Source organism: Candidatus Abawacabacteria bacterium, assembly GCA_016207805.1.
GTDB lineage: Bacteria > Patescibacteriota > Gracilibacteria > RBG-16-42-10 > RBG-16-42-10 > JACQZO01.
On the sequence record JACQZO010000022.1, the window covers coordinates 1 to 20,343 of the forward strand.

A 20,343-nucleotide genomic window follows, 5' to 3' on the forward strand; every position below is an offset into this window, starting at 1 on the left:
AGAAACGGGCTGAAGGCAAATCCTACAGGCATGTCATCGTTATTATTATCCGTAAGCTCTGTGAACGTATTTTTTCCCTCATCAAACATGACCGTCTCTATGTCAAACGAACACCTTTGACAATATAGTTAGTCTTATCCTAAAAAGTAAGGATGTCTTTTTGTTAATCCCTTAAATGCGATCGAAGGATTAGGATAAGTATTAATGCATGCTTACCCTTGGCGTATCTAATGTGGCTATTAGGGCGCGATTTTTGTAATGAAATTCTAATCTCAGTATACCCTCAGCATCTCTGAATATTTCTAATTTACCTAGACTGCCAGGGTGAACAATAGTTCCTACAATGTCAGCAGCACTTTCGCGAACTTTTAATTGGCTAGGTTCTATTAGTCTACGAAATAGTTCGTCTATTACAAAGCCATGAAGAATATACACGTCTAATAAACGACGAGAATCTTTTTTATTGCGGACTTCACTGAGCAAAGTTCGCAGTCGAGTTACTATTTCTCTTATCCGAATATCAACAGTGTTATTGAAATCAGGTCGTGACCTTTTTGCTGACACCGGCTCTAGTATCTCTAAAATTACTTCCTCATGTGGTATACCCGCCATTACCCTAGCAAGTGCGACGCGACTCCGTTCGGTGTTGCTGCGATACCCCCGAACAAGCTCCTCACCTCTATCCGCTAGCGATCTAGCTATTTCATCACATCTCCTGAGGCCGTCTTCACTCAAAGCGTCAATTCTATGACCAACCGTTCCTTCCCGTTGAGGCGTCCTAATAAAAATAGCTGTAGCGAGAGATGTTCTGATGTCCCTGATCAACGGTTGTGGTGGAACAGAACTGGACCTCAATGATGCTTCTCGGCTTTCTACGGTGATCATGATGAACTTTTTGAAGACTAAATAATACGCTGATCAATATTTATTGGCAATTTATTGTATCGCTTGCATGGTCTGTTATACTCTTTTTGCTTAATTATTTTGTATGTCATTTGTTATCCCTTATGTAATTGAAAAATCGCATCATGGTGAACGTAGCTATGATATTTATTCTCGTCTATTGAAAGAGCGTATCGTTTTCTTAGGTTCTGGAGTAAATGATGATGTGGCTAACAGTATTATTGCCCAATTACTCTTTTTGGAGAAAGAGGATTCTACCAAGGATATTATGTTTTATATCAATTCTCCTGGTGGATCTGTTTCTGCTGGCTTAGCGATCTATGACACCATGCAGCATATCAAGGCGCCTGTGAGTACTGTTTGTATCGGTTTGGCTGCTTCTATGGGCTCTGTATTACTGGCTGCTGGAGAGAAGGGTAAACGTTTTATTTTGCCTAATAGTGAGGTGATGATTCACCAAGTATTGGGTGGCGCTGAAGGGCAGGCTAGTGATATTGAAATTGCTGCTCGTCATATTCTTCGCACTAAGAAAAAATTAGATCAGATTCTTTCTTTACACACTGGTAAACCAGAAGAGCAAGTTCATAAAGATACTGATAGAGACAATTGGATGACTGCCGATGAGGCGATCAAATATGGCATAGTGGATAAGATGATCAAGCCTACTAAATGGACTAAAAAGTAATTATGCGAATGGCTCAAATTGGTATTATTGGTTTGGGGGTAATGGGAGCAAATATAGCGCGTAATTTTGCTAGTAAGGGGATTGTCACCAGTGTTTATAATCGTTCATCGGAAAAAACAGATGCTCTTCTTCAAGAGCATGGTAATGAATTCTTACAAGGGCATGCTAATTTAGCAGATTTTTTGGTTAGTTTAGAGAAACCAAGAAAAATACTTTTGATGGTGACCGCTGGTGCTCCGGTCGATGCAGTATTAGAAGCATTAACTTCTCTGCTAGCACCAGGAGATATTGTTATCGATGGTGGCAATTCACTATTTAGCGACACGCAGAGAAGAACAGCTCAGCTGGCAAAAGCAGGTATTCATTATATTGGCATGGGAATTTCTGGAGGAGAAGAAGGTGCTCTCCATGGACCTAGTATGATGGCTGGGATTGGTAATGAATTGGGCCAACAGGGAATGGCAAGTGACATGGTACTTAAAGAGTTACTCGAGAAAGCGACTGCTAGAGATTTCACTAATGGTCCTTGCTTGGGTTGGTTTGGAGGAGCAGGAAGTGGGCATTATGTGAAAATGATTCACAATGGGATAGAGTATGCCATTATGGAATTGATTGCCGAGACATACCAATTGCTTCGCAAAGCGTATCAACTAAGTCCTGACCAAATCGCACAGCTATTTGCTCAATGGCAAAAAGGGAAGCTGAACTCCTACCTGATTGACATTACAGCTCAAGTACTAGCCAAGAAAGATGATTTTGGAGATGGCTTTTTGATTGATAAAATCAAAGATCAAGCTGGGCAAAAGGGTACTGGCCAGTGGACAGTGCAAGATGCCTTCAGTCGTGGGATTCCGGTACCAAGCATTGTAACTGCGGTGGAAGCGCGCCAAATATCTTCTTTTCGCTCGATTCGCGTGCGTTTAGCTCAGCAATATCCGTTTGGAAAAAATAACTCCATTCAATTGCCACCATATGAGCAGCTGGAGGATATGCTCTTTAGTGGCATTGTGCTTTGTTATATTCAAGGTTTAACTTTGATTGCAACCACTGCAAAAGAACAGAGTTGGCACATTGATTTGTCTGAAGTAATCCGGATTTGGCAAGGTGGCTGTATTATTCGAGCAACATTGCTTACTAATATTAGTAATTGGCTCAAGAATATTTCTGCCGAGCAACACTTATTAGAGATACCTGCAGTAAAAGAAATATTACTGCCATACATGTCTTTGTGGCCCGAATATTTAAACATGGCTATGGTTTGTCATGTTCCTCTGATGGGATATCAAGCTAGTTACCAATATTTACTGGCTATGACTGAGGAACAGTGTTCTGCTAATTTGATTCAGGGGCTAAGAGACTTTTTTGGTGCTCATACCTATGAAAGATTAGATAAAGAAGGCATATTCCATACAGTCTGGGAATAAAAGTTACTATTATGAATACAGGTATGAACTTGAGAAAAATTGAAAAGCCATTTGCCTTTATTATTTTCGGGGCATCAGGAGATTTGGCTCAGTTAAAAATTTTCCCATCAATATATAGCTTGGCGGAACAAAAGCGATTGCCCAAAGAGTATATAATTATCGGCTTTGCCCGCTCTCATTTTGAAGAAAGTGCATTTCGTGAATTATTTGCTCAGAGTGTCAGGAAGCACTTTAAAGAGGGTACTAATGAGGCTGTGCTTGAGGAAATCGTAAGTCATGTCACCTATATTTCTGGGCAATATGGTGATTCGGTAGCATATGAGAGATTGAAGACTGTCATTATCAAACATGATCATCATAAGCAGTGGCAAAAAGTAATTTATTTAGCTATTCCACCCACGGTTTTTGACACTGTAGCTGCAAATGTGGCGGTGATCAGAGAGAAAAATGAGGAAATAAAAATTATTATTGAAAAACCATTAGGTGTCGATTCAACTTCAGCTAGGCATTTGTTTCATCAAATTAGTCTACATTTTAATGAGGCAGAAATTTATTTACTTGATCATTATTTAGGAAAAGAAGCAATTCAAAGCATTTTGTCCCTAAGGTATGCCAATAGAATGCTTAATCACATGCTGACTGGTAGTGAGATTGCTAATATTCAAATTACTGCCTTTGAAAACATTGGTGTGGGAAAACGTTTGGGCTACTTTGATGAAGTGGGTATTATTCGCGATATGATTCAATCACATTTATTACAGGTATTAGCTTTGGTAACCATGTCGATACCAGTAAAAGAAAGTGCCCTTAGTTTTCAAAGAGAAAAAAATAATGTGCTCGCTTCACTACACTTTGCTGATAAAATAAGAAATCCTTTGTGCATTGGCCAATACGCCTCTTATCGACAAGAAGCTGAACAAGTAAAGAATTCAACCACTGAGACCTTTGCTGCCATGACCCTCTTTATCGATCAAGTACATTGGTACAATGTGCCAATTTTTATCAGAACTGGGAAAAAGATGGCCAAGAAGCGTACAGAAGTAGTGATCGAATTCAAAAAGCTGCCGTTTCAGAAAGCTGATTTGCCGCCTAACCGCTTAATTTTGAATATTCAACCTCATGAGCAGATTGAGATTCAATTGCTCAATAAAGTAGGAGGCACGCATACTGCTTATCGTACCCTAACCACCAGTGATTCTTTGGCTTGTTTTGGTGATGACTGTTTACCAGAACATGCACGACTGCTGATGGATGTGATTCAGGGCAGAAAAATGTTTTTCCTTAGTTTTCAGGAAGTACTTGCCTGTTGGGATTTGATTGATGAGGTAATTGCCTATAAGAATGCCAAACCTTCAGCATTGATTACTTATCCTGATGGTGCTGCAGAAATCTCTGAGGCCAATGAATTGCCTGAGACATTTGGCTTTAATTGGTATGCCCATGCAGGTTAGTACTTTCACTTCGGACTTCGATTGGCTAGTGGCCAGTCGACAATTTATTTGTCAAACTATTCAAGATTGTTTAGCTAATGAAACTATTGTCCGATTAGCCTTAAGTGGTGGGAGCACACCCAAGCCTGTATATGACAGTTTAGCAAAGGAAAGCATTCCTTTTGATCGACTGGAACTTTTTCAAGTAGATGAGCGTTATGTTCCTCCAGAGAGCAGTGATCTTAATGCGAATATGTTGCGAGAAACCATCCTAAAAGATGCCACGTTATTTCGTGGGTATCATCTATTTGATACTGCTCTAACTCTGCAAAACAGCATGCAAGTATATGAGGAAATGCTAGCTAAGCTACCACAACCACTTTTTCACTTAACCATTTTAGGTATAGGACCAGATGGCCATACAGCTTCACTTTTTCCTCATAGTCCGGCCTTAGCTAGTGATCAGTTGGTGGCGAGTACCAGCACAGAAGTTTTTGCTGGCCGAGACCGACTGACATTAACGCCCAAAGCGTTATTAGCCAGTGAAACTATCTTAATTTTAGTAAATGGGAGAGAAAAGTCTGCTATTACTAATGCTTTTATTGAAGGAAAAGCTAAAAAGGAAGACTTGCCGATTATGTGCATCCATGAGCACAAGAATATCCATCTCTTTTGGCAGAATGGATAGGTGAAAGTGAGTCTATTTTGTTGAAGCTGTCTTATATTATGAATGGTGAGCATGTCCGGATTTAAACCGGAGTCACTCATCCCGCATTAGATGGCAATGGTGGGTTTGCCCGGATTCGAACCGGGGACCTCCACAATGTCAATGTGGCACTCTAGCCAACTGAGCTACAAACCCATTGTGATGTGTGCGGGATTAATATCATACTTTACCAACTGAGCTATGTGCTCATGATAATTTCTCTATTTCCTGTGCAGGCAATATAAATAGCTTGGCTTAAAAAGTAAATTATTCTGGTTATAAATTTGGTTTCCCCTGCAATTGTTTACCTAGTCGGGGATAATTGCTTTGTATTTGTTCTTGTAATTCGCCATTAATTATTTGGGGATTGCTTATCAGCAGTGCATTACTATCGATAATACGGCAAGGAATATCGCTGTCTTTACAATGTGATTTAATTTGTTGTGCTAAGCTTTCTTTTTCCCAGACAATATCCTGATAGAGCTCGCTAAAAGGAAAACTGACACTAATGGCTGCCAGTTGATCACTATCATTGTCAGTAAGCAGGGCTACACTACGAGACGTTCTCCTAAATGCTTGCGCCAACTTGGCTTGGGTTGCAGTAAACAAAAAGGTAAAAGATTGAAGGAAAAAAGTGACAGATTGGTATTCTTTGTAATTGAGAAAATAATTAGTTAAATCTGTAAGTCTCTTGGTCATGTCTCCATTGGCGACCTGGATACCAGCTACTGTGGGAAAACTTTGCAAAAGTAACATCTCTTGATGAAGTTCAGTGCATGTTAGCCAAAAGTCGCTGTCATGATGAGAAAAGTAGGCGACACTTTCCTCAATATATCGGTGAAAAAGTAGCAAACATTTATCAGCTGGAAAATGATCGAGCAATTCTGTACCAGCTTGACCCAACAAAGGCGGTGGAGCAAACAAAACAATGGCATTATTCATTTGCTGTAGAGAAATTAAATAATGATGGGAAATTGGGGAGTGGCAAATGTCTCCAGGCTATTATACTTATTGGCAACGTTGACGTGTTCAATTGCTACTCTACCAGCATACAAGATGGGGGGAATAACATTTGCTCCTATCAGAGGTAATGAGCCCAAGAAGTACACATTTTCTCTCCCTAAGCCACCCTTTTCGGCTGTATTCGCTAAGCCACGTTTGATACGAACGAAGCTTCGCCAAGCATCATTGGGTTTTCTATCTCGTAGTAAGAGCTGGCTAAACTCTTGCCCTGTCCTCATATCTGCCTCATAAAGTAGTAGAGCATTTTGGGCTGATTTCCTGATCAATTGCTCATGAGGGATGTTTACCGATTGTGCTTCATTGAAAAGTGCTATGCCTTCTTGAGTGTAAATATAGCCGGGAAAGCCATAGCTATATAAATGCCAATGCTGCTTTTCGGCATTGTGGCGGCTGAGGATATGAGTTAACAATTCATGGGCAATGAGTCTGATCAAACGATTCTGAGGAATGGCTTTGTTTCTGGGGATAGCGATTTGATTGTTTTTGCGAATACGAATCGAAGCAAATTGATGCTCGCTTATTTTGCATTTCCAATCAGTAATGCCGTAAGTGGTCAAAATCTGCTGAAAAACATCTTGAATATGCTCAGCATCCAGTACTACTTCTTTTTCATCGCGACTTAATTTGGCTACATTTTGGACATAAGTTTGTGCTCTTTCTAGCTCTTCACTACTTAAGGGACGAAATACGGTTCGAGCAATAGCCAAAAACTCTTTGGACCCAATGGCTTTTAGTAACTGTATTTGTCGGGCAATTTCTTCTGCACGGCTTTTGATCAGCATACCAATATCTGAATCAAATTGAGGAATAGCCTCTAGCTCTTTCAAGGCACTTTCATATAATTCACTTACCTTTTGATAATGAAATTGAGGACAGTAGGTGCTATCAGCGAGCCATTTTTTTCTTTCTTCAGCTAAATTAATGGGCTGCAAATGATATAAGAAACTTAAATTATTATAGAGCTCACCTAGGAGTTGATCGGCCTCTTTCTCTTGCTCAAAAGAGGTAGAGACTTGAGCTGGTGCTTGTAAGAAATGTCCTGGTAAACCTTTGAAAGGATCAATAAATACTTTGCGCAAATTTCTTCTACCAATAGCTACTTTATACGTCTGATCCGAATAATCTCTGATAGTGACAAAAGTGCGTACTTTCCTTTTACCCAATTGCAATTTTAGGCTAAAAAACTCTACCTTTTCCTTAGCCTCATAGTCCTTATCGATTATCCCTAAGCGGATAGCTAAAGCACGATCAATAGAGGTGTAGATTTTGTTAGTGTCTAATACAGCAATAGTTCGCTCTTGTTTGCCGTTCTTGGCTAATAATGCCACTGGCTCGAAGCTCCCTAATATTTCCTTTCCTGATAAATGCTCGATCTCAGTCTCGATCATTTCTGTGGTCTGTTGTTTACCAAATATTTCTTTTCCTAGGCGCACACCGCGTTCAGGGGTCTTCACTTTTAGCCCCTGTATTCTATCTAAGCGTTCACGTAGCTTGGCTTTATTGGCTACCTGGATACTCAGTCCCCCCCGAGCATTCATTTCTAATACCATTGGAGTGCCCTTTTTGTTTAGTACTATATCAATAGCTAGATAGCCAATATTAGAATAAAGCTGTGCTTGGGAAGCTATTAACAGAATCTGATCCCAAGCCGGTATGGTGAAACCAATAGGGCTGATATCGCAGTAGGGGAGTAATTTGACCGATTTGTCTCTAATTACCACCCGAGTAATTTTCCCACTAGCCAAATCTATACCGGCAATAGCACCACCAGCATGATAATTTGCCTTGCCATCAGATTCTTTGGTAGGAAAACGAATCATAGCCATTACAGGAATGAGATTATGGACAATAACTCGAATATCAGGCAGGCCTTGATAGCTGAAAGTGGACAAGTCAGGATGACAAATGATACGTTGCTCTAAAATAGCAATGTCGGGAGCATTGGTTAGGGAAAAGTTACCATCCAAAATATTAGCAATATGATTTTTTAGTTCGCGTGCTTTTTGGGGGCTGATACTCTTCTTGTCAGTAACAATTTTAATTCCTTCTCCGCCAAAACCACGATTAGGTTTAATTACAAAACTTTTGGCAGCAATTTCATCGAATTGGAATGTTTCTAATTCTTTTTTGTTATGAATAACTTTATATACTGTGGCTGTGGGAATTTTGTGCTGATAAAAGAATTGTTTTGATTCTAATTTATTGTCTGCTAAACGAATCGCCTTTTTTTTATTGAAAGGCTTGATGTACAGAATGTTTCGGGCATTGATGCCGAGAATACCAGTAGACCACTTCATAATGACATTTTATTCTTCAGTGTCTTGTTCCACGCTATCAATCAAATCTCTAAAGCGTAATACTTCAGAAACACGCAAACCGGTCCATTTTCCAATCAAATAATTGATGGGAATCATTAACCAGGTTACTTCTGGATAAGCTAAAATAGTATTTTTCTGAGAATCGAGAATAAAGTAGGCGGCGAGACTAACGACAATGGTTTCTAAGAACAATAAACTAGCGCTACGCAAGCCACGCTCTAGCTCTAAGCTAACAAAGCGTTCAGCCATAATCATTAACAAAATTAGAGGCAAAATATCGATAGTGATAAAACCGTGATAATCGAAAAAAGTGGCAATGACAAAGAGAGCGATCATGATCACTGTGATACCAATTAACATAATAGCCATTTTCGGTACATACATGATACGCATATTACGCATAATCCTTCGCAAAAGGATGCTTGCCAAAGCGATAATTACAAAAGTGATACTGCCCACTGCGCCGCCAATTACTAAGAAAGCAATAGTAAATATTGTCGGGGTATAGATACCCAAAGTAGCAATACCGATGAATTGGCGGAAAAAGCTAATGATGGTGACGATAAAGGGAATGCAAAGTAATAGAAATAAGCTACTATCGGGTACTCCTTTTTGGCGTAGGTAATTAATGATGCCAAGCATGAAATTTTTGATACCAATGTTTTCTTGAGTTTCTACTTCTCTAAAGGTGATCTTATCATTGGTAAGAATGCCGGTTAATTCAGCGCTATTTTTAGCTTCCAAGAGAGATATGCCCGTTGGTGTCTCGGGCAGCAGAGCTGCTTTACTTGCTAGAATAATTTTATTGGCACCGATGCTACTAAAGCTATTTTTACTTAATCTTTCTAAAGTACTGAGATTGCCATCGGCAATGAGGATGATAATTTTGTCTCGCAATGTTTCTCGTAATTGAGAACGAATTAAATCGCCAGTATTCGCTAAGACAAATATAAAAATGCTGCGTTGAATGGCGTTTCTTTCACTATTACTCAGGGATGTGTCGAGCTGGATAATATTGGTTAATATATTTTTTAGCCGCAATTGATCAGCTAGTTGCGCTATCTCCGGTGTATTGTGTGCGCTATCAACCAATATTGTCTGCGAGCGTTCATAAACAAAGATATTTTTTTTGGCAACCAAATCTTGGTCACCATTGTTAACTGTAAGCTGTACAGTATAAATGCCTGGTTTATTGTAGGTATGAATAATTTCTTTCCCACTTCCCCCCGATTTGTCGCCGAAATCCCAGAGGAATTCACTAGTATTTGAGACTCGTATTTGGGAACGGCTTGCATCAAAGAGAATGTTTTTATTTAATTCCACCGTGTCACTACTATCAATAATGGCCCCACTAACAACTTCCGGACCAATAACCGTCATGGCAAAAGTGGTCGGGATAAAAAGCATACATGCTACTACTACCCCTAATAAAAACTTCTTCATAAGATTTTATAGCGCCCAGAGTGTAGCATAGAATTAAAAATAACAAATAAAAAATAAAAAATGAGGGACTGGGAATTACAGGAGGAAACGAGATTATAGGAGGGACAAGATCATAAAGACAAAGACTAAGACAAACACGAAGACGAGTGGAATGCTTACAATAAGCTCCTGTCTTGGTCTTGGTGTTCGTCTTCGTCTTTATGATCTCGCCCCTCAATTCCCACCTTCCTGTAAATGCCTTCTTAGTATCTCCTCCACTTCGTGGGCACTATTACTCTTAATCAACTGCACTCTTAACTCCTTCGCCCCCTCAAATCCATGCGTATACCATGCCAAATGTTTTCTCATCGGATGGAAAAATGTCGTGCCGTAAATTTCTTCGTATTTGTAAGCATGTTGAATAGCAGTCTGTAAGCGTTGGCTAATGTGTACTTCTTTCTGACTAAAAAACCAAGGATTGCCAAAAGTTGCTCGACCAATTAATACCCCATCGACACCAAAGTTGGTGATGTGATCCTTGGCCATAGATAGGTCTTTGATGTCGCCATTACCTAAAACACTGGTGGTAGTGGCCTTAATAATTTTGGCAGCGCGAGCAATGGCTTGCCAATCAGCTGTGCCGCTATACATTTGCATCAAGGTTCGTCCATGGAGAGAAATATTAGCAGGTGTCTCTAATAGCAAATTCTCCACCCATTTTTCTACTACTATTTCATCATAGCCAATGCGAGTTTTTACTGATACCGGCAAAAGTTGAGTGGCTCTATGTTTGCTATAGGTTTTAGCCAAAAAGTCTTTAGTACGTTGAGGAATCTTCAAATCCTCAATTGTTTTGCCTTGATGAGCATCATGTGCTCCTTGTTTCACGGCACGAATAATTTCTCTAGCTAAGTCTGGAGTGCGAATTAATCCAGCTCCAGCACCCTTAGCAGAAACGTTTTTTGCCGGGCAACCCATATTGATATCAATGCCATCGAAGCCCATATGATGGACCATAATGGCTGCTTGATAGAAGGCATCTATATTAGTACCAAACACTTGGGCAACTATAGGTCTTTCTATTTCATCATAAAGAAAAGGCAAAAACACCTTTTCTGGATTCCCAACATTCATGCCTTCAACCGAGACAAATTCAGTAATCAGCAAATCTGGTTTGCCGCATTGCGCGACTATAAAGCGAAATGCAGCATCCGTGACACCATCCATGGGAGAAAGGCCCAAGATTGGTTCAGGTAGCTGATCCCAAAAACCTCTATGCATGCAAATGAGCGTTGGTGAGTGGAATTGGGATTTGGCCTAATTGTCCTTTACAGAAGCTTACTTGGTACAAGCTAATACCACCATGAGTAAAGGTTGAAATACAGCCAGTCAAGTAGAGACGATAAGCGCGAAGCACTTCAGGGCTTACCATGTCTTTCAATTCTGCCTGTTTTGCTTCAAATCTTTGCCACCAAGCTCTCAAAGTGAGCGCATAATGCTGTTGCAAGTTTTCTAAATGGTACACTTCTAGCTTTACATCACGTAAGCCATTAATTAGCTCTCCTGGCTCAGGTAAGTAGGCTCCAGGGAAAATGTACTTATTCATCCAATCATCGATAGCACTGCTCTTTAATTTGCCAATAGTGTGCAATAATCCGACGCCAAGTGGCTTTAATAACTTGTCAGTAGCGCGCATGTAGGCTGCAATATTATCCTTGCCCACATGTTCCATCATGCCAATACTAACTATCCGGTCAAAAGTGTCACCTCTTTTGGCTAATTCTCGATAATCAATCAGCTCCAAGGTAATGTCTTTCTCTAGACCTGCTTCGGCAATCCGAGCTTTTGCTTTCTCCAGTTGATTTCTACTCAAGGTGATGCCATGAGCTTTGACACCATACTTTTGTACTGCATACATAACCAAAGCACCCCAGCCACAGCCAATGTCGAGTAAAGTTTGTCCTGGTTTGAGCAGTAATTTGCGACAAATATATTCCAACTTGTCATCTTGGGCTTGTTCAATACTATTATTAGCGTCTTTGAAATACGCACAAGAGTAAACCATTTTCTTATCTAACCACGCTTCATAAAACTCATTACTGAGATCATAATGAAAGCTGATATTCTTTTTGGCTTGAGCAATGTTGTTTTTGTAGCTGATTCTCAGGAGCACTATCTGAGCTAGCGTTTTTAAACTAGGACGAATACGTGCTATCTCTGGAGCAAAGCGTAAACGAGTAAGCTGCTCCCAATCTCCTTCGACATCAATATCACCATGCATATAACCTTCGCCAAAGCCCAAGCTAACATGTTTAATAATATCGTCTAAGACACGGGAGTTATGGAAAATGATAGTGAAAGCCGGTGTGTCATTCCCATAACGAATTCTCTGATAGTCCCAATATTGTACCTCAAAAGAAGTAGATTTTATTTGTTTGAAAATGCTATCTATGATGTGAAAGGCTCTAGTCATAATTCATGAGGGAGTGGCTGATTTTCCAATTATCACCAGCTCCAATAGTTAAAAATAAAGCATCTTGATCTTTCTGAGAAACAATGTATTGCTCTGTCTCACCTGGTGTCAAGAATTTTACTTGGGGATGATAGTTGCCAATACGTTTGGCGAGGTTGTCTCCAGTGACTCCTGGAATCGGTTTTTCTCGTGCAGATGCGTAGATATCATGAATGATTACTTCGTCAGCATCAGAAAATGCTTGGGCAAAGTCTTCTAATAAAGCCTGGGTACGACTATACGTATGTGGCATAAAGCTCACTATCAACTTTCTTTCGGGATAGAACGCTTTCAAAGCATTTAAAGTGGCTTTTATTTCTGTCGGATGATGGCCAAAGTCATCATATACTAGGGCTTTCCCATAGTTACCTAAGCGTTGCAGGCGGCGAGTGGTAGAAGCAAAATTTTTAATTGTTTGTTGAAGCGTACTAAATAATTGATCTTGTTTTTCAGCATAAAATAAGCCATAGCACATTGCGATCACACTAGTAGCATTGAGACAGTTGTGTTTCCCAGGTATCAGCATTTCAAATGCATGCAATTGATCACCAATCTGTACTTGAAAGCTTTGCAATTCATTTCCCACTGTGTAATTAACCATTCTAATATCTGCTTCAGGGCTTTCTCCATAGGTAAGAACTTTTCTAGGATTACTGCTTAATTCTGACAGCAAGGTTTTGACTGCAGGACTATCGATGCATGCTACTAATATGCCATTATCCGGCAGTCGGGTGACATACTCCTTAAATGCAGAAATAATATCAGATAGATCGTGAAAGTAATCGAGATGATCTTCTTCGATATTGGTGATAATCAAGCCAAAGGGATGAAAATTTAGGAAATGTCTTCGATATTCGCATGTCTCAGCCACAAAGTATTCGCCTTTTCCTGAACGGGCATTCATATTATTAAACTGGGGAACTTGTGAGCCAACGATAGCTAAAGGATCTTTTCCTAAATCAGCTAGAGCTAAGGCTAATAGTGCGGTTGTTGTGGTTTTCCCATGCGTTCCTGCTACACCAATACTTTTTTTAAGTTGCGATATTTCTCCCAATGCCTGTGGATAATGATAAAAGGCAATACCACGAGCTCGGGCCGCTTTGATTTCCGGATTGTCTTCTCCCCAAGCAGCAGAGGCAATAATTACTTCAGTTTCTGGTGGGATATTATCAGGGTGAAAACTTTCTACTACTGGAATGGCCAATGCTGCCAAAATAGCATCGGTTAAGAACTTTTCATTAACATCCGAGCCAGTAATATGTTTGCCTAAGCTTTTTAAAATTTGGGCCAGTGCAGTCATGCCCCAACCTTTGATGCCAATAAAGTGAATATGCTGTGCTTGTAATAAAGGGCTAGTCATAGGTAGCTATAAATAAAGCTAGGCTTCTTGATGAATAGGAATTTGACTCACTCGGCAAGAAGGACATAAACCATAAACATCCAGACGGTGTTTTTCAATACGATATGAAGTGATCTTGGCAATTTCTTGCTCTAATCCTTCGATGGTGATACCAAAGACATCTTCCATTTTATTACACCGTAAGCAGATGACATGATAATGAGTTCCTTTCATGACCTCATAGCGGCTAGCATTTTTGCCCTGGTGATGCTCCATGATTAGATGGTGCTGGGCCAGTGTCTCCAAAGTTCGATATACCGTGGCTAAGCTAAGTTTACGCATCTTTCGTCGTAAGGTGTGGAAAATTTCCTCAGCAGTGGGATGGTCATTTCTATTGGCCAGCTCTTCTAAAATTATTCTGCGCTGAACAGTGACTGGCACTTTCTTGTCATTCAGCATCTTTAGTGCTCCTTCCATAATCGGCGAATGAATATTACTCGCAAAAAGTAGCCTAGCACTGAATGGTTGGGGATTCAACGCAGAGGGAATCTAGAAGCTAAAATCTAGAATTTGAATTAGGGCTCAAAAGAGTGAAGCTAGGTTAAGACGAATCAAGGCGATGAAAGATGACAAATTAGCCAGGTCAGCAACCCTATCCTCATTGTCATACCAAACTGGATTTGGTATCCAGCAGGGACAGATTTTCCCTTAAACTACAAGTTACTCCATAGCACTATTGTCCCTGCTGGGTACCGGATCTGGGTCCGGTACGACAGTTAAAGCGAGAGGTGTTAACCACGCCTATCTGTCAGGCTTTATTGATTGAGTGCCAAAAGCACGCAACTGTTTAGTACTACAGTAGTTGATGATACTGTCGATTACAACGCTTGCTATCTACTGGCCATTTCTGTTACAATTACTTGAAAACTAAAAAATTAACACAAAAAGACATGTCTCCCCGCGTGCTTCAATATCTCTCCAAACTTGTTCCTAACCGAGTTACTCATCGTTGGAACAATCACAAGGTGTTAGCGGCTTTCGCAGCTGTATTGATCGTGATGGCATTGTTGCCAATTCCGAAAGATTTGCGCAATATTTTTGCTGATGCGCCTGATCCAGCTTTGTTTGGAGTAGCAGATAATTATATTGTAGTTGATGATGCTACTAGTGATATACCTGCTGGCGTGGCAATAGACTGTAATTTAGAAACCAGCACGACACCAACGAATGATGGGGATTGTTCGTTGCGCGATGCGGTGCAGTTAGCAGAGGATGAACGCGGTGGTACTAATGTTGATCCAATTTATATTTTATTTGATACTGATATTGAAGAAATATCTTTGATGGATAGTATTACTATTGCTGTCGAGGATCTTCATATTATTGGTAATATGGGAGATGACAATTTGCCATCTGTAGTACTGACTCCTGACGCAGCATTTGTTTCAGCAACACAAGCTGATTGTTCAGTTATTTCTCCCACCGATGGGTCAACTCTCAATGCGCCCCATGCTCCATTAGTAGATATAATGGTGGACAATGTAGAGCTTGCACAGTTGGCGTTTGTCAATGCAGAAGGAAATGCTATCCAGGCATCTGGTGCTAGCGGTCTTTCTATCCATGATAACTTAATAGGAACTAGAGACCGTGCTACTATTGAAGCTAATACATTGCATGGTATTTGTATCACCACAGCAATTGATATTATTACTAATGTGAATATTTACGGCAACATTATTGTGGGTAGTGGTAATGATGGCATTCGTTTGGAGGGTGTATATGGTTATAACAAGGATGATTCAGAGGTAATTGAGCAATACTATGTTGCTGCTAATATTTACAATAACCTCATTGGTACTTTCGATGGGGCCGCTACTACGCTAGAGCCGGAGGATGCGGATTTCCCTGGTAATCATTATTCTGGTATTGCTGCTCGTCTTACTTTAGGCGGTGAAATTAAGCGTAATATAATCGTCAATAATGGTTTTACCGATATAGAAGAAGATTCCGATTTTGATCATGTCGGAGATGGTATTACTCTATTAGAAACTTTGGGTATTATTATTTATGATAATTTCATTGGCGTCACACCAAATAGCGAGTTAATTGATGCTAATGGTATTAATGATACCTTTCCTTTGCCTGTAGATGGTAATGAATTGTTAGACATTAGTGTTGCCGAAACTGATATGGCACCCAGTGCCTTTGAACGAGCATCAAATGCTTGTGATGGTATTGGTATCCGCTATTTTGATGCTATGGGTGACCAAGAATACTTCTGTCGTGATGAAGATACCTTGCTTGCTGAACGACCGGATAGTGTACTCGATCTTTTCCCACTTAATGCTGTGTCTACTATTGATGAAGATGTTGTCCAGAACTTTCTTGGCCCATCTAATTCAAATGCCATTTATAATAATGCAATTGGTTATAATCAACGAAATGGTATTTATATCCAAACATTGGCGTGTAACACAACTTTAGGCTCTGCTGAATTAGCACATAATTTGCCTAACATTTTAGGATCTAATGATGATGGTGTGGCAAGAGTACAAAGCCAGGCCAATACCATCATTCAAAATACTATTTTCGCTAATGATGCTAACCTAGGTGATCAAACTGCTACCGGTTCAGGTAGCTATGGTATTGGTATCGATCTAGAAGATTATGCTACGGCTATCTGGTCTGGGGCTGCAGATGAAATTACCGGTGCTTCTGTCCAAGGCGGTGATTACCGACCTAGTTATTGGGCATATCTTTTTGCTCATCTCGATGAGGCTACTATTACCACTAGATTTGGTTGTGAAGATGCCGATAACACTCCTACTTGGGAACCAATTCAGACTAATACTGATATAGATTTTAATATTACTGAAAATGATGCCACTGATTCAGGAGAAGACCCAGATGCTGGTGCTAATCGCTTGATTAATGCACCAATTATTGATGGTCCAGCGTCAACTATGAGTAGTATCACAGGTACGGCACCAGAAGGTACGTTAGTGGAATTATTCGCAGTTGATTGTACTGATTTGACTGGCAGTGATCGTTCTGCTGAGGCGCTTCGCAGTGGCTGTGATGTTGATTATAGTGAAGATGATATTGATGAAGATGCTACTGATCATCCATATGGCCATGGTCAAGGCTTCCGTTTCTTAGGAAATGCCTATGTAGAAGCAGATGCCGATGCTGACTATGAAGGAAAGTGGACTATTAATCCTGCTAGTTTTACAAATTCAGGTAATTATGGTGTAGAACCTTTCATTGGTGGCTTGGTGGTAGCAACTAGCACTGCAGTTACCAATAATACTGATGAATTGATAGAAAGTGTTACCAGATGTTGGGATGCTGGTACTGATACTGATAACATTGCTTGTGATGCTAATATCATTGCTGCCAGTGTGCCAACCGATATCTCTGCTCAAGAAGCAGGTGTCCCTGGTGTTGGTACTACGGGAAGTGGTGGTATTTGGGCTACGGATGGAGATGATGGTCTCGAAAATATTTGTCAGTATGTTACTGATACCTTCAGTGATGTGCCTACGGAAAGTGTATTGTCGTGTTTAGGCTCTACTTCAGAATTCTCAGCAAGTGCCTTTATCAGCCGGCCTAATTATTCGTTAACAAAGCAACTCACTAGTGGCGATACTACAGTTGCTCCAGGAGATACTGTCAGCTATGTAATTACGGCTGAGAATACGGGAAATGGTGTTTTGTACTTTGGTACTGGTTCATTGAGTGATCCTTTGAGCACTTCTCTGACTCTTGCTACTTGTGAATGGGCTACTGAAAATGCAGATGGAGACCCGATAGATGATGGTAATGACTGTTCTGGTACTGACAATGATATTATCAATACTACCGATTTTGGTAGCTTAAATCCTACTGAAGTAATAACTATCCTAGTGACTGCAACAGTGAATACTGGTCTTGAGGGAGCTGCTTGTGATATAGAAAATGAAGTGTTTGTAGGAGATGGATTCATTACCGATGATAATCAAACTGCTGCTAGCCAAAGTGGTTCAGTAGATGCAGATCATCAAGCTGATGATATTGGGGTGGTGCCTTGTGCCGGTAGTACACTGGAGAAACAAGTCGCCATAGGTAGTTCAACGAGCTATACCAATGCCGACAATACTGGTACGGGAGCGCGAGATAGTGCTCGAGGAGATGCGGTGAATTATCTCATTCACTTTACTAATAATAGTGGCTCTTCAACTGGTGTGCTGATTACGGATACTTTCCCAGCAACATTGGCATTAACGAGCAGAGCCGTAACGTGTTGGATTAATACTACTGCTACGGATACCTCAATTGCTGGCGATACGGCGATCAGCGGTTGTCGTTATGATAGTAGTAGCGGTGAATTTGATGAAAATAGTAGTGGCGATCATCGTATTACTCTGGCAGATGGTGAAACTGTTCATATCTTGGTAACAGGTTATAGCATTAATGCTAATCACGCGATCAATAATAACTTTATCTGTAATACTGCTACGGCTACTGCTTCAGGAATAACATTGCTAAGTGATCAAGCTTGTGTCCGTGTTTATGATCCTGCTCTAGATGTATTTAAGTCAGTAAGTATTGGAGGAGCGGCAGAAAGTAGCTTCAATAGTGGTACTACCAGCAGCACTTGGCCCACTGCACCAGTAGGTCAAAGTGTGACGTATTACATTGATGTGGCCAATGCTGGTACAGGTGCTAGCCTTACCAATCTAGCGGTAACTGATACTTTACCAACAGCACTTAACACTAGCACTTTCCAATGTAGCTACACTACCGGCTCTGGTAGTATTTCTACTACAGCAAGCCATACTGGTATCACATATGGTAGCACTTGTACCATGAATGGTAGTGGCGTGATCACTACGGGAGTAACTACGTTAGGAGCAGGTAGCTTGCTCAGAATTAGGCTCAATGGCGTAAATGTCCCTAATGTTACAGCAACGACGCAACTGTGTAATGCAATAAGTGTGACAGCAGCATTGGTAGCTACAGATACAGATAGCGCTTGTGCCCGTGTGGTGGTCCCTGGCATAACTTTGAGCAAGAGTGTTAGTTCGACTGCACCAACTCCTGGTAGCACGGTAACGTACACCTTGTTGATCGCCAATAATGGCTCATCTACTGCTAATGATTTAGTAATTACCGATGACTTGGATGATGCTGATTTAGACAATAATTTGATTCCAGATTGTGTGGCGAGCTTTGCTAATGTCACTGCACTAAATAGTGGTGTGAAGAATAATGGAACTAATACCATTACTTGGACTATAGGATCATTAACAGCTGGATCTAGTACAGCGGTAGCATTTACTGCCGTGATCAGATCAGATATTGCTACCAGCACGGAATGTCGTAATACAGCATTGGCTGATGGCTCAAATGTCACTAGTACCGATGACTCAGTAGATATCGTAGTACCAGCAGCGATCCCAAGTGGGGCGCTACTAGGCATTACCAAAGTAGCTGTGAATGATGATGGTGGTAGTGATGATCCAACTGTCTTTGAGCTAGGTGATGCAGTGAACTATCGAGTAACAGTAAGAAATACTGGAGATACTCAGGCTTTAAACTTGAGCGTACAAGATAGTATTCCTAATGCCGAAGAAGATTTGAGAAATGTAACGACAACAGCAGGCACGGTGAATACTACAGCAGTTAGTGATGATGAAGTAGAAATAACTGGTATGTCAGTAGCAGCCGATGGTAGTCAAACAATCAACTATACAGTATCTATCGTAGAAGATGATTTCCCATTAAGAAACTATCGTTTAGATGAAGATGCAGAGCAGGATGATGATCAATTTTATCCTGAACGTGTGAGAAATGATGATGTGACCAGCACTGGTACTCATAGCGATGCCGAAGATGCTTTGGCTGCACCGGATGACGAATATGTATCATTGGGGGCAGATGGTGAGATCATACTCGATGTAGCATCACGCAGAAGCGGAGCAACCAAGTTGATTGTCGATGGTGATGGTAATGACTTCTGTATTCGAGAGCTTGATCAATCAGAAGATACCGATAGAGCAGATGAAAGATATACCGTGGAAGTATCGCAAACCACTAGAAGCCGAGACTTTGAGCGTGTAGGTAGAAACCAAAGCAATAGTGGCTGTTTCGACATTGGCGATGCCGATATCACTTGGGCAAGATATATTAGAATCCAAGATACTAGCACCCAAACAGCAGGAGAAGCTCCGGGAGTAGATGTGGATGCAGTATGTCTTCTAAACCTGGGCGGATTTGTTACTAACACTGCAGGTCTATACCAAGGTACAACCTTATTAGGTACTGTCGATGAACGTGTGCTGGTAAACTTTACTGAAGCTTTTGAAGAACCATTACGAGCTAGAGATTGTAGAAGTGAAGCAGTAGTGCAAACAGCAGCACCATTGCCACCACCTCCACCAGCTCCTTATGTGCCACCAGTGAATATTCCTATCCAATTACCAAAAACAGGACCATTAGAAGCCGGAATACCACCGATGGTAGGAACAGGAGGACTAATGAGTATGTGGTGGATGTGGAGAAGAAAGATAGAGAAGAGCTAAGAGCTGAGAGCGAAGAGC

13 protein-coding genes and 1 tRNA gene are annotated in these 20,343 nt (G+C 40.7%); 5 read left to right on the forward strand and 9 right to left on the reverse strand.

Annotated features, from left to right (window positions below):
• Positions 1-201 precede the first annotated feature (201 nt).
• Positions 202-885, reverse strand: a complete 684-nt coding sequence (locus HY817_04725; GenBank protein ID MBI4836535.1) for a hypothetical protein — start codon at positions 883-885, stop codon at positions 202-204.
• A 103-nt stretch (positions 886-988) separates the two neighbouring features.
• On the opposite strand from HY817_04725, the gene clpP reads away from it, so the two are divergent.
• From clpP to pgl, 4 genes are read left to right on the forward strand one after another with little or no spacing between them, the layout of a single operon-like run.
• On the forward strand, positions 989-1,588 hold the full coding sequence (gene clpP / locus HY817_04730; GenBank protein ID MBI4836536.1) for an ATP-dependent Clp endopeptidase proteolytic subunit ClpP: 600 nt from the start codon (positions 989-991) through the stop codon (positions 1,586-1,588).
• 2 nt (positions 1,589-1,590) lie between these two features.
• Positions 1,591-3,012: an NADP-dependent phosphogluconate dehydrogenase gene (gndA, locus tag HY817_04735; GenBank protein ID MBI4836537.1), complete on the forward strand. Its 1,422-nt coding sequence runs from the start codon at positions 1,591-1,593 to the stop codon at positions 3,010-3,012.
• 11 nt (positions 3,013-3,023) lie between these two features.
• A complete protein-coding gene (gene zwf / locus HY817_04740) occupies positions 3,024-4,463 on the forward strand; it encodes a glucose-6-phosphate dehydrogenase (GenBank protein ID MBI4836538.1) in 1,440 nt (479 codons plus the stop codon).
• Entirely contained in the window at positions 4,447-5,130 is a 684-nt protein-coding gene (gene pgl / locus HY817_04745) for a 6-phosphogluconolactonase (protein ID MBI4836539.1), read from the forward strand. Before zwf ends, pgl begins: the two co-directional genes overlap by 17 nt.
• A gap of 97 nt (positions 5,131-5,227) precedes the next feature.
• Here the strand turns inward: pgl and HY817_04750 are convergent.
• The 8 genes from HY817_04750 to HY817_04785 form a co-directional block, all read right to left on the reverse strand.
• Positions 5,228-5,304: transfer RNA gene (locus tag HY817_04750), tRNA-Val, on the reverse strand.
• A 120-nt stretch (positions 5,305-5,424) separates the two neighbouring features.
• Positions 5,425-6,090, reverse strand: a complete 666-nt coding sequence (locus HY817_04755) for a hypothetical protein (protein MBI4836540.1) — start codon at positions 6,088-6,090, stop codon at positions 5,425-5,427.
• A gap of 14 nt (positions 6,091-6,104) precedes the next feature.
• Complete coding sequence (locus HY817_04760) at positions 6,105-8,468, reverse strand: DUF1704 domain-containing protein (GenBank protein ID MBI4836541.1); 2,364 nt, start codon at positions 8,466-8,468, stop codon at positions 6,105-6,107.
• Between the two features lie 9 nt (positions 8,469-8,477).
• A complete protein-coding gene (locus HY817_04765; GenBank protein MBI4836542.1) occupies positions 8,478-9,932 on the reverse strand; it encodes a PKD domain-containing protein in 1,455 nt (484 codons plus the stop codon).
• A 213-nt stretch (positions 9,933-10,145) separates the two neighbouring features.
• Positions 10,146-11,192, reverse strand: a complete 1,047-nt coding sequence (locus HY817_04770) for a tRNA-dihydrouridine synthase (GenBank protein ID MBI4836543.1) — start codon at positions 11,190-11,192, stop codon at positions 10,146-10,148.
• Positions 11,185-12,384, reverse strand: a complete 1,200-nt coding sequence (locus HY817_04775; protein MBI4836544.1) for a class I SAM-dependent methyltransferase — start codon at positions 12,382-12,384, stop codon at positions 11,185-11,187. Before HY817_04775 ends, HY817_04770 begins: the two co-directional genes overlap by 8 nt.
• Positions 12,377-13,783, reverse strand: coding sequence for a UDP-N-acetylmuramate--L-alanine ligase (gene murC, locus HY817_04780; GenBank protein ID MBI4836545.1), 1,407 nt, complete (start codon positions 13,781-13,783; stop codon positions 12,377-12,379). Before murC ends, HY817_04775 begins: the two co-directional genes overlap by 8 nt.
• An 18-nt stretch (positions 13,784-13,801) precedes the next feature.
• Positions 13,802-14,239 (reverse strand): transcriptional repressor, encoded by a 438-nt coding sequence (locus tag HY817_04785; GenBank protein ID MBI4836546.1) that lies wholly within the window; start codon positions 14,237-14,239, stop codon positions 13,802-13,804.
• Positions 14,240-14,712: 473 nt separating this feature from the next.
• Between HY817_04785 and HY817_04790 the strand changes: the two genes are divergently transcribed.
• Positions 14,713-20,325, forward strand: coding sequence for a DUF11 domain-containing protein (locus tag HY817_04790; protein ID MBI4836547.1), 5,613 nt, complete (start codon positions 14,713-14,715; stop codon positions 20,323-20,325).
• The last annotated feature ends 18 nt before the right edge of the window (positions 20,326-20,343 follow it).

Excerpts from the sequence above, each read along its gene's own strand:
- HY817_04725 (MBI4836535.1), bottom strand. The coding sequence starts at position 885 with ATGATCACCGTAGAAAGCCGAGAAGCATCATTGAGGTCCAGTTCTGTT.
- clpP (MBI4836536.1), top strand. The coding sequence starts at position 989 with ATGTCATTTGTTATCCCTTATGTAATTGAAAAATCGCATCATGGTGAA.
- gndA (MBI4836537.1), top strand. The coding sequence starts at position 1,591 with ATGCGAATGGCTCAAATTGGTATTATTGGTTTGGGGGTAATGGGAGCA.
- zwf (MBI4836538.1), top strand. The coding sequence starts at position 3,024 with ATGAATACAGGTATGAACTTGAGAAAAATTGAAAAGCCATTTGCCTTT.
- pgl (MBI4836539.1), top strand. The coding sequence starts at position 4,447 with ATGCCCATGCAGGTTAGTACTTTCACTTCGGACTTCGATTGGCTAGTG.
- HY817_04755 (MBI4836540.1), bottom strand. The coding sequence starts at position 6,090 with ATGAATAATGCCATTGTTTTGTTTGCTCCACCGCCTTTGTTGGGTCAA.
- HY817_04760 (MBI4836541.1), bottom strand. The coding sequence starts at position 8,468 with ATGAAGTGGTCTACTGGTATTCTCGGCATCAATGCCCGAAACATTCTG.
- HY817_04765 (MBI4836542.1), bottom strand. The coding sequence starts at position 9,932 with ATGAAGAAGTTTTTATTAGGGGTAGTAGTAGCATGTATGCTTTTTATC.
- HY817_04770 (MBI4836543.1), bottom strand. The coding sequence starts at position 11,192 with ATGCATAGAGGTTTTTGGGATCAGCTACCTGAACCAATCTTGGGCCTT.
- HY817_04775 (MBI4836544.1), bottom strand. The coding sequence starts at position 12,384 with ATGACTAGAGCCTTTCACATCATAGATAGCATTTTCAAACAAATAAAA.
- murC (MBI4836545.1), bottom strand. The coding sequence starts at position 13,783 with ATGACTAGCCCTTTATTACAAGCACAGCATATTCACTTTATTGGCATC.
- HY817_04785 (MBI4836546.1), bottom strand. The coding sequence starts at position 14,239 with ATGGAAGGAGCACTAAAGATGCTGAATGACAAGAAAGTGCCAGTCACT.
- HY817_04790 (MBI4836547.1), top strand. The coding sequence starts at position 14,713 with ATGTCTCCCCGCGTGCTTCAATATCTCTCCAAACTTGTTCCTAACCGA.